Source organism: Pseudoglutamicibacter cumminsii, assembly GCF_003143995.1.
GTDB classification, from domain to species: Bacteria; Actinomycetota; Actinomycetes; order Actinomycetales; family Micrococcaceae; genus Pseudoglutamicibacter; species Pseudoglutamicibacter cumminsii_B.
Map to the genome: position 1 here is coordinate 82,040 of NZ_QFWG01000009.1, position 14,407 is coordinate 96,446.

General features: G+C 60.1%; 11 protein-coding genes. 6 read left to right on the plus strand and 5 right to left on the minus strand.

Annotated features, from left to right (window positions below):
• Positions 1 to 2: 2 nt before the first annotated feature.
• From CAY35_RS07535 to CAY35_RS07545, 3 genes are all read left to right on the plus strand, one after another.
• Positions 3 to 875, plus strand: coding sequence for an energy-coupling factor ABC transporter ATP-binding protein (locus CAY35_RS07535; protein ID WP_109304018.1), 873 nt, complete (start codon positions 3 to 5; stop codon positions 873 to 875).
• The gene (locus CAY35_RS07540) at positions 875 to 1,675 is read left to right on the plus strand and encodes an energy-coupling factor ABC transporter ATP-binding protein (RefSeq protein ID WP_109304019.1); all 801 of its coding nucleotides are present in this window, start codon (positions 875 to 877) and stop codon (positions 1,673 to 1,675) included. The genes CAY35_RS07535 and CAY35_RS07540 overlap by 1 nt, the downstream gene beginning before the upstream one ends.
• Positions 1,676 to 1,743: 68 nt before the next feature.
• A complete protein-coding gene (locus CAY35_RS07545; protein ID WP_109304020.1) occupies positions 1,744 to 2,727 on the plus strand; it encodes a nucleoside hydrolase in 984 nt (327 codons plus the stop codon).
• Positions 2,728 to 2,846: 119 nt separating this feature from the next.
• Here the strand turns inward: CAY35_RS07545 and CAY35_RS07550 are convergent, their stop codons facing one another.
• Positions 2,847 to 4,079 (minus strand): hypothetical protein, encoded by a 1,233-nt coding sequence (locus CAY35_RS07550; RefSeq protein ID WP_109304021.1) that lies wholly within the window; start codon positions 4,077 to 4,079, stop codon positions 2,847 to 2,849.
• Positions 4,080 to 4,171: 92 nt separating this feature from the next.
• Between CAY35_RS07550 and CAY35_RS07555 the strand changes: the two genes are divergently transcribed.
• Positions 4,172 to 5,068 (plus strand): transporter substrate-binding domain-containing protein, encoded by an 897-nt coding sequence (locus tag CAY35_RS07555; RefSeq protein WP_109304022.1) that lies wholly within the window; start codon positions 4,172 to 4,174, stop codon positions 5,066 to 5,068.
• Between the two features lie 48 nt (positions 5,069 to 5,116).
• Here the strand turns inward: CAY35_RS07555 and CAY35_RS07560 are convergent, their stop codons facing one another.
• The 3 genes from CAY35_RS07560 to CAY35_RS07570 all read right to left on the minus strand — a co-directional run bounded on the left by CAY35_RS07560 (position 5,117) and on the right by CAY35_RS07570 (position 8,463).
• A complete protein-coding gene (locus CAY35_RS07560; RefSeq protein ID WP_109304023.1) occupies positions 5,117 to 5,920 on the minus strand; it encodes an SIR2 family NAD-dependent protein deacylase in 804 nt (267 codons plus the stop codon).
• Entirely contained in the window at positions 5,917 to 6,930 is a 1,014-nt protein-coding gene (locus CAY35_RS07565; RefSeq protein ID WP_109304024.1) for a patatin-like phospholipase family protein, read from the minus strand. The genes CAY35_RS07560 and CAY35_RS07565 overlap by 4 nt, the downstream gene beginning before the upstream one ends.
• A 63-nt stretch (positions 6,931 to 6,993) precedes the next feature.
• Entirely contained in the window at positions 6,994 to 8,463 is a 1,470-nt protein-coding gene (locus tag CAY35_RS07570) for an NAD-dependent succinate-semialdehyde dehydrogenase (RefSeq protein ID WP_109304025.1), read from the minus strand.
• Between the two features lie 173 nt (positions 8,464 to 8,636).
• Between CAY35_RS07570 and CAY35_RS07575 the strand changes: the two genes are divergently transcribed.
• The gene (locus CAY35_RS07575) at positions 8,637 to 9,224 is read left to right on the plus strand and encodes a hypothetical protein (RefSeq protein WP_146191944.1); all 588 of its coding nucleotides are present in this window, start codon (positions 8,637 to 8,639) and stop codon (positions 9,222 to 9,224) included.
• Between the two features lie 21 nt (positions 9,225 to 9,245).
• Here CAY35_RS07575 and CAY35_RS07580 read toward each other — a convergent pair whose 3' ends face one another.
• Positions 9,246 to 11,600, minus strand: a complete 2,355-nt coding sequence (locus CAY35_RS07580; protein ID WP_109304027.1) for an AAA family ATPase — start codon at positions 11,598 to 11,600, stop codon at positions 9,246 to 9,248.
• Between the two features lie 1,100 nt (positions 11,601 to 12,700).
• Here CAY35_RS07580 and CAY35_RS07585 point away from each other — a divergent pair.
• Positions 12,701 to 14,407 (plus strand): hypothetical protein (locus CAY35_RS07585; protein WP_146191945.1); only part of this gene is annotated, 1,707 nt, incomplete at its 3' end.

Consider the following 14,407-nt stretch of genomic DNA (forward strand, 5'->3'; position numbering starts at 1 on the left):
TTGTGAACATTGTTGAGCTGAAGAACGTTTCGTTTTCATATACGCATCAGCAGGAGCGCGCGCTGGATGGCGTGAACCTTGAGCTGGCCCCTGGGAAGCTGTATGGCGTGGTGGGCCGCAACGCTGCTGGTAAGTCGACGCTGGCTTCGCTGATGCGTGGTTTGATCCCGTACTTCCACTCGGGTGATCTGGACGGCGAGGTCCTGTTGTGGGGCCGTTCGCTTGAAGAGTGGTCGCCAGCTGAGTTGTCGCGCCGGATCGGGTACGTGTTCCAGAACCCGTTCACGCAGATCTCTGGTGTGCGTGAGACGGTGTTTGAGGAGATCGCGTTCGGCCTGGAGAACCTGGGGTGCACGCGTGAAGAGATCGTTGACCGTGTTCTGCAGGTTGCGGAACGCATGGATCTACTCCCGTTGCTGGAGAAGGACCCGAATGGCTTGTCGGGTGGTCAGCGTCAAAAGGTCGCGTTCGCTGCTGTGATTGCGATGGACGCTGATTTCATTGTGATCGATGAGCCGACCTCGCAGCTTGACCCGGAGTCCTCGGAGGAGGTTTTCCGGATTATTGCCCAGCTCAAGGAACGCGGTAAGACGCTGGTTCTGGTTGAGCACAAGGTCGACTTGCTCGCGGAGTACGTTGACGAGCTGATCGTGATGGAGGCGGGCCGCGTGACGGCTGCTGGCCCTTCGCGTGAGGTGTTCGCTTCGCAGGAGCTGGTCGATGCGGATGTCCCACGTCCGGAGGTCACGCAGCTTGCATTTGCGTTGCGTGATGCGGGTGTTGCGGTTGATCCGTTGCCGATCACGTGCGAGCAGGCTTTGGAAGCGTTCGCGTGGGTTGGCGGTTCGGTTGTGAAGGGTGAAGGTGACAACTGATGTCGATTGAGTTGAAGGATGTCGCCTTCGCGTATGACGAGGCGTCCCCGGTTTTGTCCGGTCTGAACATGTCGATCGCTCCGGGTGAGCGGGTTGCGATCGTGGGTCAGAACGGTGCTGGTAAGACCACCACGGTGAAGCTCATGAACGGCTTGCTCAAGCCGACGAGCGGCAGCGTTTTGGTCAACGGTACTGATACGTCGAAGATGACGAACGCGAAGATGGCGCAGACGGTCGCGTATGTGTTCCAGAACCCGGATGACCAGTTGTTCCAGTCGGATGTGTACTCGGAGCTTGCGTACATCCCGAAGTACTTAAAGTGGGGTAAGCAGGACACCGAGCAGCGCCTGGAGCGCGCTATTTCGATGACGGGTATCCGTCCATTCGTTGACGATAACCCTGCTGACCTTCCGTTCGCTATCAAGAAGTTCGTGGCGATTGCGGCAGTGCTGGTTCCGCGTGTTGACTTCGTGATTCTTGACGAGCCGACCGCGGGTCTTGACGGCCGTGGCCTCGAGATCCTGCAGCTCATGCTGGACCGCTTGCATGAGGACGGCATCGGCGTCATCACGATTACGCACGACATGCGTTTCGTAGCTGACTCCTTCGATCGCGTGATCGCGATGGCTCACGGCAAGATTCAGGCAGACGGCACCCCGGGTGAGGTTTTCGCTCGTGACGATGTGCTGGCTGAGTGCCGCTTGCAGCGTCCAACTGCGGCCCGCATCGCGCGCGAACTTGGCCTGGGTAACCACCTGGGTATCGAAGAGATCGCTGCCGCGATGATCGCTAAGAAGTAGTCCGTTCAAGAACCACATCTAGCAAGAACCACTCCTAACCTATTGAAGGCGTTGAGCTGAGGAGGATCATGTCTACGTTCCCTGTTGTGATGGATGTTGATACCGGCATCGATGATGCGATGGCGCTGATGTATGCGGTGCGTAACCCGCATATGGATGTGCGTGCGGTGTCCACTGTGGCTGGCAATGTGTCGCTCAAGCAGGTTGTTGAGAACACGGTGAAGATCCTGGACCTGATGGGTGCTAGCGACATCCCGGTTGCCGCGGGTGCTGTGGCGCCGTTGAATTCGCCGGCTCGTGACGCGTCGTATGTGCATGGCGCCGATGGCCTGGGTGGTGTTGAGTTGCCTGCGCCGACCCGTGGCCCGGTCGCTGAGCACGCGGTTGAGCTGATGCGTCGCACCATCATGGAGTCGGAGCAGAAGGTCACGTTGATCGCGTGCGCTCCGCAGACGAACCTTGCGCTGCTTTTGCGGATGCACCCTGAGGTTACGGAGAACCTGGAACGGATTGTGTTCATGGGTGGCTCCGCGAGCGTGGGTAACGCGACCCCGGTTGCTGAGTTCAACATTTGGCATGACCCTGAGGCCGCGGACATCGTCGTGAAGTCTGGTGTGCCGCTGGTGATGTACGGCTTGGATGTGTTCAACCATGTCGCTATCCCGGACGATGTGGTGGCTGGCTTGAAGGCTTCGGACCACCCGGTGGCCCGTGCTCTGGGTGGCATCGCTGGGTTCACGTACGGCGATGACGAGGACGAGCCGCAGGCTTATTCGCTGATCGGTGACGCTGGCGCGGTAGTGGCCGCAGTGCATCCGGAGATGTTTGTGAGCTCGGAGCACCGCATCGAAATTTCTTTGGCTGACGAGGTCACGCGAGGCCAGACCGTGGTGGATCAGCGCGCCCAGGTGGGTGAGGACCGCTTGCACGGTAAGAAGATCGACGAGATTCCGGTTGCTGAGGTTGTGTTCTCTGCGAAGGACGAGATGGTAGTGATCCGCGAATTCCTCGACGTTGTGCTTGAAGGCGAGTTCAAGGAGCTGTATTCCTAGCTCCTAGAAGCCTGAATAACGGGGAAGCGCGGAATAAAAGGGGTTGCGCTCAGGTTTTTCGACCTGAGCGCAACCCCTTTTTGGTGCGTGCCGATTGCTGGTTAGGCGTCGGTGTCGCGTTAGTCGGTGTCGCGGACCCAGCTGCCGCAACCCATCGAGCTGAAGAATTCGCCTTCTTTGAGGGTCAGGCGTGGGGTCCCGCTGTCGATAACACGCGAATATTTCACCTTGGAGTAGGCGGAGTCTGAGTAGACGGCGTAGACGCAGCGGTCGCTGACGCTGGATTTCGTGCGGTACTTGCCTTCGGGGATGTCTTCGCCAATTTCCCATTGGCCGCTGCTTTTGCCTGGCCGCGAGACGATCTCGATATCTTTGTCGAGTTTCTCGCGGTCCTTTTTGAGCTTCTTTTGATCCTTTTTGAGTTGCTCTTGGTCCTTCTTCAGTTTGGTTTGATCTTCCTGAAGTTTTTTCTGTTGCTTCTGTTGATCTTTCAGCTGAGCGTTGAGGCCGTTTTCTTCGTCTTTATAGGACGCGATGGTTTGCTCGAGTTCCTCGCGCTTCTGCTCGCCTTTCGCGGCCTGCGAGTCAACCTGAGATTTCTCGGATGACAGCTTCATGTATTCATCCGAGCGCGTCGGGTCTGGCGCGAGCAGGGTGTTGCCGAGGATCACGCCGCCACCGAGACCGAGCATTGCCGCTAGGACTGCCGCGATCGTGATGTTTTTGCCGGTTCCGCCTGACGAGCGCTTGGATGACGGGCGGCCCGATGCGGAACGGCGGGACGGTGCGGGGGAGGCCTCGTTGTGGGTCGCGGCGATGAGTCCTGCCGCGGTCACGCCTGCGCCGACGCTGGTGGCGCAGGCCGCATCGGTGGAGTCGTCTAGGTAGGGGCCACCGGATGGTGCGTTGACGGCGGAGTAGGTTGCCGGATCGAACGATGCGGGCGCGTCCTGGTACCACATTTCGCTGTCGAGGCTCTGGTATTCACTGCTCGGTTCCGGGTCGATGAACGCGGTGTGGTCAGCGGAAGGGGAAGGCGTGATGAACGCTGTGTGGTTGGTGAACGTCGCGTCGTCGATGGTCTCGCCGTGCGTGGTGTCCTCGTTGGGGAACTCTTCGCTCTGGAAGTGAGCGTCCTGGAAAGCGGTGCCGTGGCCGTCGGTGCCGTCGAGGCCTGCGCCATGGAACGCATCAAGTGGCAACGGTGCGGGCGGTACTGCAGGGGCCGCGTTGGTGGTGGCTTCGGGCGCGGCGGGCAGTGCTTGTGTTGCTTCGTCCTCGGGTCCAGGAGGAGGTGGGGACGCTGGGAAACTCTGCGTCGCTTCCTCATCATGACGGGAAGATTCAGACATTATTCCATCCAGAACTACAGCGGTGACTTAATTTCTAACTCACCATTGTGGCCTGTTGACAGCTGTATTGCCTAGCCGGGTAAAGTTCCGGCATGAGCTACATCACATCATCGCATCATAAGAAAAACATCCGTGCAGTGTTCGCAGCATCCGCGGCAGCAGCTCTTATTGGAGCCTTGGGCGGTTGCGGAACAGCATCCGAGTCAGAACAGAACACGGCACAGGAAAGCTCGTCGCAAACGCAGTCTGCCGAACAGAAGACTGCAGAATCCAGGCTCGCTGCCATTAAGAAGGAAGGCGTGCTCACCGTGTGCACTACGGGAGACTATGCGCCCTTCACAATAGAAAAGGACGGCGAGTTCAGCGGAATCGACGTTGATCTAGCTAAGAAATTCGCTGAAGATCTAGATGTCAAAGTGGAATTCGTGGGTACCGAATGGAAGACCCTGATGCCGGATTTCCTCGCCAAATGTGACATGGCGGTAGGCGGTATCTCCGTCAATGATGAGCGCGCCAAGAAAGTCGATTTCAGTTCCTCGCTGCTCAAGGACGGCAAGACGCCGATCGCTCGTTGCGAGGACAAGGATAAGTACAAGACGATCGAACAGATTAACCAGCCAGGCGTTGTGAGCATCATGCCGGAGGGCGGGACCAATCAGGTGTTCGCGAAGAAGCACTACCCGAAAGGCACCCTGAAAACTCACGACAACAAGACGATTTTCGATGAGATCGTCAAAGGTAACGCTGACGTCATGACGACTGACCGAGCCGAAGTGCTGTACATCGACGAGAAGTACCCGGAGCTGTGCGCGACTAACCCGGATCGTCCATTCGACCAGTTTGATAAGGCATTCATGTTGCCTAAGGGTGACGCCGAATTCAAGAAAGCAGTGGACGACTGGCTCGAGAAGAGCTTCAAGGACGGCACCTACCGCAAGGTCGAAGAGCCGTGGGTAGGGGATCAGGAACTGAGCTTCCGCACGGAATAATCAGCCGCCTAACAGCAAACGCCGTAGCCCTGCCTCTCTAGGGTAGGGCTACGGCAGGGCCTCAACGAGGCGGGGGAGCACGTCCTGGATCGGTTCGGTCACGACGGCGTCGGCGAACGTATCGAACTGCGTCGGCTCCGCGTTGATAATCACGACCTTCGCGCCGTTCTCAGCAGCCAAAGGAACCAGCCCGGCCACCGGATACACGGTGAGGCTCGTGCCGATCGCAAGCACCACATCGCACGTCTGAGCGAGCTCGATGCTCGCCTGCATCGTGTCCTGATCGAGCGCTTCCTCGAACAGGATCACGGTCGCGCGAGTGATCCCGCCGCACTCGGGGCAGCGCGGATCCGTGTCGCCGCCATGAACGCGGGCGACCATGTCAGCCATGGGGCCCTCCGCGCCGCAATCTTCGCACCGCCAGCGGCGCTGATTCCCATGAATCTCATGCACCAGCCCAGGCGAGTTCCCCGCAACCAGGTGCAGGCCGTCGGTGTTCTGCGTGACAATCCCTGCAAGCCGGCCCGTGCGTTCCAACGCAACCAGCGCGTCGTGCCCCGGGTTCGGTTTCGCCTTCAACGCGACCGAATCCGCGCGCACCTGCCACGCCTTACGCCGCACAGCCTCATCACCCAGGTACCAGGACAACGTGGAGATCCGCTCCGCATCAGGGTCCTGAGTCCAGCGGCCTTGCGGGCCACGGAAATCAGGGATGCCCGATGCGGTAGAGATACCCGCGCCCGTCAGCGCGAGCACGCGCTTGGCGCCGGCGAGCACGGCGGCGGCAGCGTCGAAAGCGGCGTTGCCGGGCGCGGAGTCAGATGCGGCAGCGGCGTCGGAGGGAGGGATCATTCGGGCACGGTTCCTGTCGCGTCGTCGCCTTCGAGCCAGTCGCGCACGGCTTCACGGCCGCGGTCCATGAGCTCCTCGTTATCGTCGCTGTCGAGGTTGAAACTGACGGACGTGTACGGGGAAGCGTCGATCACGATGACGTTGCGGCCGATCTCCGGGTCATCGATGCGGCGGGTCTCGCGACCCTCCAAAACCACCTGACCCAAGGCGCGCAGCTGAGGGATTGGCCTGCGCACCGACTTCAGCTGCTGCTTGCCCTGGGTGCGCGGGGTCATGTTGATGCCGATCGTCGGCCAGTCCGCGTCCCGCTCCTCGTTATTAGCCAAGAGCTTGATCGGGAAGTTAGACACCAAACCGCCGTCCGCGAACGTGACGGTGCCACGCTTGCCAGTGATGTCAACAGGCTGGAACACGCCCGGTAGCGCGGCGGAGGCGTGCACCGCATCGGCCACTGAAATCTCATCAGGATCCAAGCCGTAATCCTCAGCATCCCACGGGAACACGGCCATGCGACGCTGGCTGAGGTCGGTCGTGAGCGTCACGAAACCATAGCGGTGCGTGATGTCCTCGTCAGCGAACGGGGAATCATCGCGACGCAGGTCACCGAACGTCTCCGTCCCGAGGTCCTTCATGACACCGGCGATCCACGAGTTCATGTAGCGGCCCGGGTGCATGCCGCCGTACCGCAACAGGCGGTACGGGATGGCGAGCTTGGAGAGCGGGCCGAACTTGCTCGCGATCGGGCCCGCGTCCAGGATCTTGCTGAAATCAAAAGACGTGACCAGCTCGCTGAACTTGTCGAGACTTTCACCCGAATGCTTCAACGCCGCAAGCAACGCGCCCGCGAGCGAACCTGACGAGCAACCGACAATCCGCTCAAACGTGTAGCCCGCGGCACGCAGTTCATCCACCGCGCCAGCCACCGCAACAGCCTTCGCCCCGCCACCTTCAATCACCAGGTCGACCGGCTGCGGGGCGAGCCGTGCCTCCCGGAAACTTGCTTCAGACACCTTAGTTCTCTTTAGATCCCGTACTTCTTTTCAGAACCGTCAATTCTCTTCAGATGCAGAGCGTTACACCGTCATCGTGATGAGCTTCTCGATCTGGTACTCCTCGATGCCGTTGTGGCCGCCTTCCTTACCCAGGCCGGATGCCTTGACGCCACCGAACGGAGCGGCAGGGTCAGCCACGGCAGGGCGGTTCAAGCCCACCATGCCGACCTCGAGCGCTTCAGCTGCGCGCATCGCCTGCATGATGTCCTGCGAGTACACGTACGCGACCAGCCCAAAGCGGGTGTCGTTAGCGATGCGGATCGCTTCCTCGTCCGATTCAGCGATGTAGAGCGACGCGACGGGGCCGAAGATCTCGGTGGTTGCGATATCGGAATCCAGTGGGGCGTTTTCGACCACGGTCGGGTTCAAGAAGTAGCCGTCACTGTCTGGGCAGTCGCCGCCGGCAAGAACCGTGGCGCCCTTTTCCTGAGCATCGGCCAGCAGGCCCTGGACACGGTCACGCTGGCGGTCAGAGATCAGTGGGCCCACCGTCGTCTCCGGATCAGTTCCGGCACCCACCCGTAGGCGGGCGACTTCCTCGAGGAAGATCTGCTTGAACTCGTCGGCAACGTCCTTGTGCACGATGATGCGGTTGGCGGAGATGCACACCTGTCCGGCGTTTCGGAACTTCAGGCCCGCAGCGCCCTTCGCGGCCCAGCGGACGTTCGCCTTAGAGAGCACGAGGAACGGGCCGTTGCCGCCGAGCTCCATCGAGGCGGCCATGACGTTGTCGGCGGCCTGCTTCAAAAGCTGGGTACCCACCGGGGTTGAGCCCGTGAAGGAGACCTTGCGGAGGCGTTCGTCCTTCATGAGGTCAGCGGACTGCGCCGGAGCGTCAACGGTTGGAACGAGGTTCAGCACACCAGCAGGGACGCCGGCGTCGTGGAGGATCTGAACGAACAGGGACATCGTCAGCGGCGTCAGGTCAGAAGGTTTGATGACCACGGTGCAGCCGGCGGCGAGTGCCGCGCCGGCCTTGCGTGCGCCCATCGAAACCGGGAAGTTCCACGGCGTCACAAGATAGGACGGGCCCACCGGCTGATAGGTCGTGATGATGCGGTAGCCGCCCTTCGGGGCCGGCGCGAAGTTACCGGTCTGATGCTGAACCTGCTCAGAGAACCAGCGCAGCATTTCGGCGGCGTCGGTGGCTTCGATCTTCGCTTCACGCAGCGGCTTACCCATCTCCGTGGAAATCACCTGAGCGATGTCATCGGCACGCTCAAGGATCAGCTCATACGCCTTGCGGAGAATGTCGGAGCGTTCACGCGTGGTCGTAGAACCCCACTCCTTCTGAGCCACAACAGCGGCATCCAACGCGCGGCGCGCATCCTCAACTCCCGCATCGGCCACCTGCGCGATCTCCTGGGCCGTGGCCGGGTTAAGAACAGGGAACGATGCGCCACTGGCCGCCGCAGTCCACTCACCGTCGATGAACAGGCCGGTCTGGACGTCAAAAGAACCATTCGAGCTGGTGAAAGATACAGAAGTCATACTCTGAGTCTCCCACGTGGCACCCACCGAACTCCACGTGAACTGTTCGTGTTCTTGCCAACTTTTCCACGGTTTTGTGGGATTCACCTGCCTACAATGGTCAGACAACGGCGGTGCCGATGTTTGGCTTGAGGCAAGCGTGTGGCAAGCGTGAGGGAAGCGAAGGAGAGAACATGAGTGGTTCACCCATGGCCTCAACCTGGCGCACCGATTCACGCGCCGTGAAGCTGCATAAGTCGGTGCGGGTGACGGTCGGCTCGCTCGTGACCAACCTGATCCCCACGGCGATCGTCGCGTTCTTCGTGTACACGTCGGCGCCTGGCGCGGCGGTGGGGCGCGCCCTCATGTATATCGGTATCCCGCTCGGCGGTCTGATCTTTCTGGGCGCGATCGGCGGTGCTATCGTGGCGCTCATCGTCGCGTACAACGAACGCCGCGCGCGAGGCGAAAGCGGCGGGCACGTCGTGGGCGGTGGATCTGGCGGCGCGCGGGTCCCGTTGGCGCGCATCTGGCTCCTGCTGGTGGTGACGCTCGCTGTGACCGCGTCCCGCATCGTCGCTAACTGGTGGTTCTTCTCGACTAACGGTGCAGGTTCCGCGGCGCGAACCGAAGTGGGGCCGGGGCCTGTGGTTTTGACGTCGTGGATTCTCTACATTGTGGCTACCGTGACGGCTTTCTGGACATTCTTTGGGGTGCGGCGCTACGAAAAAGCCGTGACGCCGGAGGCGGACGCCGAGGTCGCCGAAGCGAACGCAAGCTAGCTATCCGACTGCGCCAGCTTTCTACTGTTTCAGCGCGGTGAGGAAGTCCGCGAGTGAGGCCATCGGTGTCCCGTATTTCCGCGCGTTTTTCGCTTTCCCTGATTCGCTGTTGACGTCCGCGAGCACCAGCAGGTCGGTCCGGGTTTTCGTGACGTTGGCGCTTGAAACGAATCCGCGCCCCTCAATAAACCGCGCGAACACGGCCCTGTCCCAGGTTCTCCCATCGAGCGTGATCGTGCCCGTGAACGCGATCCGCGCCCCCGGCTTCAGAACGTCCGCGAGCGCGGGGCCGGCTTGCGGCGCCTCGTATGGGATCACGACGCCGTACTCGGCTTCGATGCCGCGTTTCAGTTTCGCTGTTGCCGGCCCGAGCGTGCGGCCCTTGAGTCGGGCCGCCAGGTGGTCGATGTGGGCTTGCGTCAACCGGCCGCCCGCGGGTGTGAAGGCAAGGGATTCGGTGCCGGCGGCTGTGAGATTTCCGGATGCATCGCGATCTGTGGAGGCACGGGTGAGGAGATAGCCCGTAGATATGGTGTGTTCCCACGCGGTCCACGGGTCAGGATCCTCGTGCGTGGGGGCCGGGGTGAGTCCGCGGTGGGTGCGGGCGAGTTCGCGGGCAAGGGTGAGTGCGCCAGCGTTTCCCGAGGTGGTGAGGCCCGCGCTCGCCGTCCGGTGGCTGACGCCGGCTTCGCCGCCTAGATCAACGAATAGCGGCATGTGTTCCAGGACGCCGAGTCGGCGGAGCTCGAATTCGATGAGCCCGCGCGCCGTATCCGCATTCGCGGCGACCACGGTTCGACCTTCAAGAAGCGAACCGAGCGCGGTCAACGCTTGCGCCGCATCGGGTGCGAGCGTGAGCATGTCCGCGTCGATACCGTACGTGGACGCTGCATCCCCCAGATCCCGGCCAGGGTTCACCAGCGTTGAAGCCTCCTCGCCGTCCGAGGTGACCACCGCGATTTCGAGCGGCCGCGGCCGCCATCCGCGCCCCGCATCGCCCACCGTAACCATCGATAGAAACGCAAGGCCACCATCGTCATCAGCCCCGCCACCATGAGCGCCACCGGTGTCACCCACCGCCCGCTGGGAACGCAAGAAGCGGCGCAGCGACGGGGCGACCTGGATGTCTTTCGGAAGGACGGTCCGCCGCAGAACCAGCCCCTCCATCGACCGCACGCGGGACAACGCGACATAGAGCTGGCCGTCGGAGAACACGCCGCCGCGGATGTCCACGATCGCGCGCTCCAGAGTCTGGCCCTGGGCCTTATGGATCGTGATGGCCCACGCGAGCCGCATGGGAAGTTGCCGAAACGTGCCCTGAACCGAACTGGAAAGCCGGCCGGTTTCCAACGCGACAGGGGAGAGGACTTCCCACGTGTGCGGGCGAGTGATGAACACGTCGCCGCCGGGTGTCGCGACGGCCGCCCAGGGCTCGCCGTCCTTGTCCCAGCCGAGGTCCACGACCTCACCGAGAGTTCCGTTGACCCAGCGGTCCAGGGGATCGTTGACCACCATCATGACCTGCGCGCCAACCCGCAACTCGAGTTCGTGGGGGACAGGCGGGTCGAAACCGGTCAGGTCGCCCACGGTTTCGGCTTCGGAGGTCAGCGCGGCGGTCTTGAGTTTGGCGAGTTCCCGACGGTTCGCGGCGTCCGCCATGCGGTTGGTGGTCGTGAGCGTCATCCACGGCTCATCGGCCGGCGGCGAGAACCCAGGGTCGACGCGTTCATTGAGTTCCGCGAGGCTGCGTTGCGTTAGAGACCCATCGCGCACACCGTTCAGTAGCTCCGTGAACCGGGAGCCGTGCTCTTGCCGGAACACGTGAGTGAGTTCGAAAACCGGGAAGGAACCTTCCGGGAAATGCCTAGCGGAAAAGAAATAAGGACTTTCGTAGTCCTGCTCGAAAAGGGTCTGTTCGCTCGGGCTGACCACGGGTGGTAGCTGATACACGTCACCCACCAGAACCAACTGAACCCCGCCGAACCGTTCGCCGGGCCGCGGGCCATACAGTTCCAGCGCGGCCGCCACCGCGTCGAATAGATCTGCCCGCACCATCGACGCCTCGTCGATGACCAGGACATCGAGCCGCTCCAGCACATCGCGATGCGTCGCCGGCGAGTATCGGGGCGAGCGCACCATCGCTTCCGTGACGCCGGGCCGGAAACTGAACAGGCGGTGCAGCGTCAGCCCGCCCACGTTGAGTGCCGCCATCCCCGTGGGCGCGGCGACGAGCACGTTGCGGGAAGTCCGCTCCATGAACATCCGCACGAGCGTGGACTTACCCGTGCCCGCTTTGCCCGTGATGAACGCGTGATTACCCGCCTGCAGGTGGTTGAGTGCGGCACTCAACTCAGGGGTCATCACGATGCCGGTCATGGCTTGATCCTATCTGCGCAACTGGTTTGGGTTGAGGTGTTGCGTGCTCCGCCGATCAACTCGATGTGTGTGGCCCAGGTCCAGCAGGAGCTCGCCCGATCATGCGGGCGCCGGTCGGTTGAATAAGGCTGGTTGGTTGAACAATGATGCGGGCTTTATTGCGTGTATTGAACAGGTGGGGTGCTCAAGTGGACGGGATGCGCCGGGTGTGTTTAGGTGGTTAACCGTCCGCTGTTTTCTAAGCGAAATCAGTGGAGCGTGTTCATGAGTTTATCTTTGCTAGCCCGCAAACATGTGCTTACGAACACTTACCCGTGATGGCGGAGCGAGGACTTCTCACCCTCGCTCCGCCATCACACATTTAACGGTGGTTGGGGGTGGGTTATTCGCAGGGTGAAGATGGTGTGGCTGTGCTTCCTGTGTCCGTCTATGTAACCGAAAAATTTTTTGGGAAATATCTATCCTTTGCCGTGATATCTATAGAACTATTTAACGTCATGCTTGCGCGTTGTAAGATCCGCTTGAGGTCGGCAAATTCAGTGCTACGTTTCGGGAGTTTTTGACAACGGCGAGTGATTGGGCGCTCGCTCGCGACCCCTCTTCGCGCTTTGAGCTAGAATGTCCGGTAGGTGTATTTATTCGCGAGTACCCTTCATCTTCGGTGAACCTGTGTATCTCTTGCGAGTTCTGAATGGAGGAGAACTGCTGTGGCTCAAGAAAAATTGCGGCTCAAGAGGCTAAAGAAAAGGGCTATAGCCTCTATAGCTAGCTTTGGTTTGTTAGTAACGATGTTTCCCGCTGTTGCATCATCCGCAACAGCGGCGCAAACTCCGGCGTCACCCCACAGCACGAAGCCGGCATCGGTGGCCGCGAATCTCGCTACTCAGAATCAGGCTTCAACCAACGCCGCCATGGCTCCGGCGAGTGTCAACTCGAGTGTCTGTGCCCCGAACGTGTCGTTTGGCATTCTGGACAACGGGCAGCTCAGAAAAATCAATACGGGTGATAACCCGGGCTCTGCGAACTACGGCAACGTCAATCTTAAAACCCAGTACCCACTTTCGGGTTATAACCTGGGGTACCCCCCTCTTGAGGAGAATGTGAACGGCCTCGCTGTTGCTTCTGACGGCCAGGCTTTCTACGCGTTTCGCGCTTGGGCTAAGAGGGGCGAAACCCGTAACAACTTTGATCTCTTCAAATACGAGGCAGATGGCAATAACCCTCAGCGCATTGAGCTGACTAAGAACGGAACCGACAAACACAATTACGTCGAGCTTGGTCAGACTGCGCAGAACCGAGTTCTCATTGCTGGTGCGGTGAACCCGGAAGACGAGCGTTACTACTTCGGTGGTTACCACCAGAAACAGAATTCCAGCGGCTATACCCTTTACTTCAATCTGAGGTCTATCGACCCGAAAGATGGGCGTCTGCGCGACATTGCGCAAATCCCAGTCGAGTCGAAGCCCACCTCGTTCGGCACGGGTGATGCGAATGGCGACATTGTGTTCGACTCTTCGGGCAACTTCCACTTGCTACTTGCCAAACAGGCAAGCGGAGGCAACTCCGAGGTGAAGATCGTGTCGTTGGCGGCAAAGAAACTGCCGACCAACAACGAGGGCGGATTTAAAGAAGTCGCCCCAGAATCGACTGCAACTCGATCAATCTCTGCAGCGGACGGTGTTGCGAACAGCCTCGCTGCCGATGCTGACGGTTCGCTGATTCTAGCCACTGGTACCAAGGCATTTAAGGTTGACCCAACGACGTTCAAGGTTGAAACGTCAACAACTAATATTCACGGTGGCGGGACTCTGCGCAACACGGATCTTGCTTCCTGTAACTTCCCGCCAACTCTTGAAGTGAAGAAGAACGTGGTCGACCGCCTCGATGCTAAAGACCAGTTCACACTGACCGCTGCTGACACAACGAAAGAGGGCAACTTCGCTTCGGCAGAAACCACTGGAAACGAAGACGGAGTCCAAAAGGAACAGATCGGCCCTGTGATTGTTCGCTCCGGCCGGGAATACGTTATCCAAGAACGGATGGCTGATGGCTCCAGTTCAAAGTTGGACGACTACAACGCCTCTTTTGAATGCGAGGCCAAGTACCAAAACGGATCTATTGAATCGCTTGCGCCTAAGGACGAGGGCGATCAGAAATACGGCGTAACGATCCCGAAGACGACGGATCGTGGCCCGGCAAATGTCGTCTGCACCTACACAAACGAAGCGAATAAGCCTTCTTTCAGTGTGAAGAAGGAGTCGGCTTCGGCTGGTGCTGAGGCTGAGAATGGTGAGTGGACTTCTGCTTACACGGTGACCGTCAGTAATGATGGTGAGGTTGCTGGCACCTCGAAGGCTGTGACCGATACTCCTTCGGTTCCTGAGGGCTTCAAGCTTGAGGGCGCGACTGTGGATGGCGAAGCTGTTGAGATCACTGACGGTGCCTTTACGGTGACTGATGGTGTGAAGCTGGCTGCCGGTAAGGACAAGGTGTTTGAGGTTGTTCTCTCTGGTACCTACGAGGCCGATAAGGCTGACTGGGTAGCGGTCGGCGAATGTGAAGTCGAGGGTGAGGGCAACCCGAAGAAGGGTCTGTTCAACAAGGTGGCCATGGAAGATGATTCCGATGGTCCTGAGAACAATGACGCTTGTAACCCTGTGTCGAAGGATCCTGCTTTCAAGGTGAAGAAGGACTCGGCTCAGGCTGGTGCTACGGCTGAGAACGGTGAGTGGACCTCTGCTTACACCGTGACCGTCACCAATGATGGTGAGATCGCTGGTACGTCGAAGACTGTGACCGATACTCCT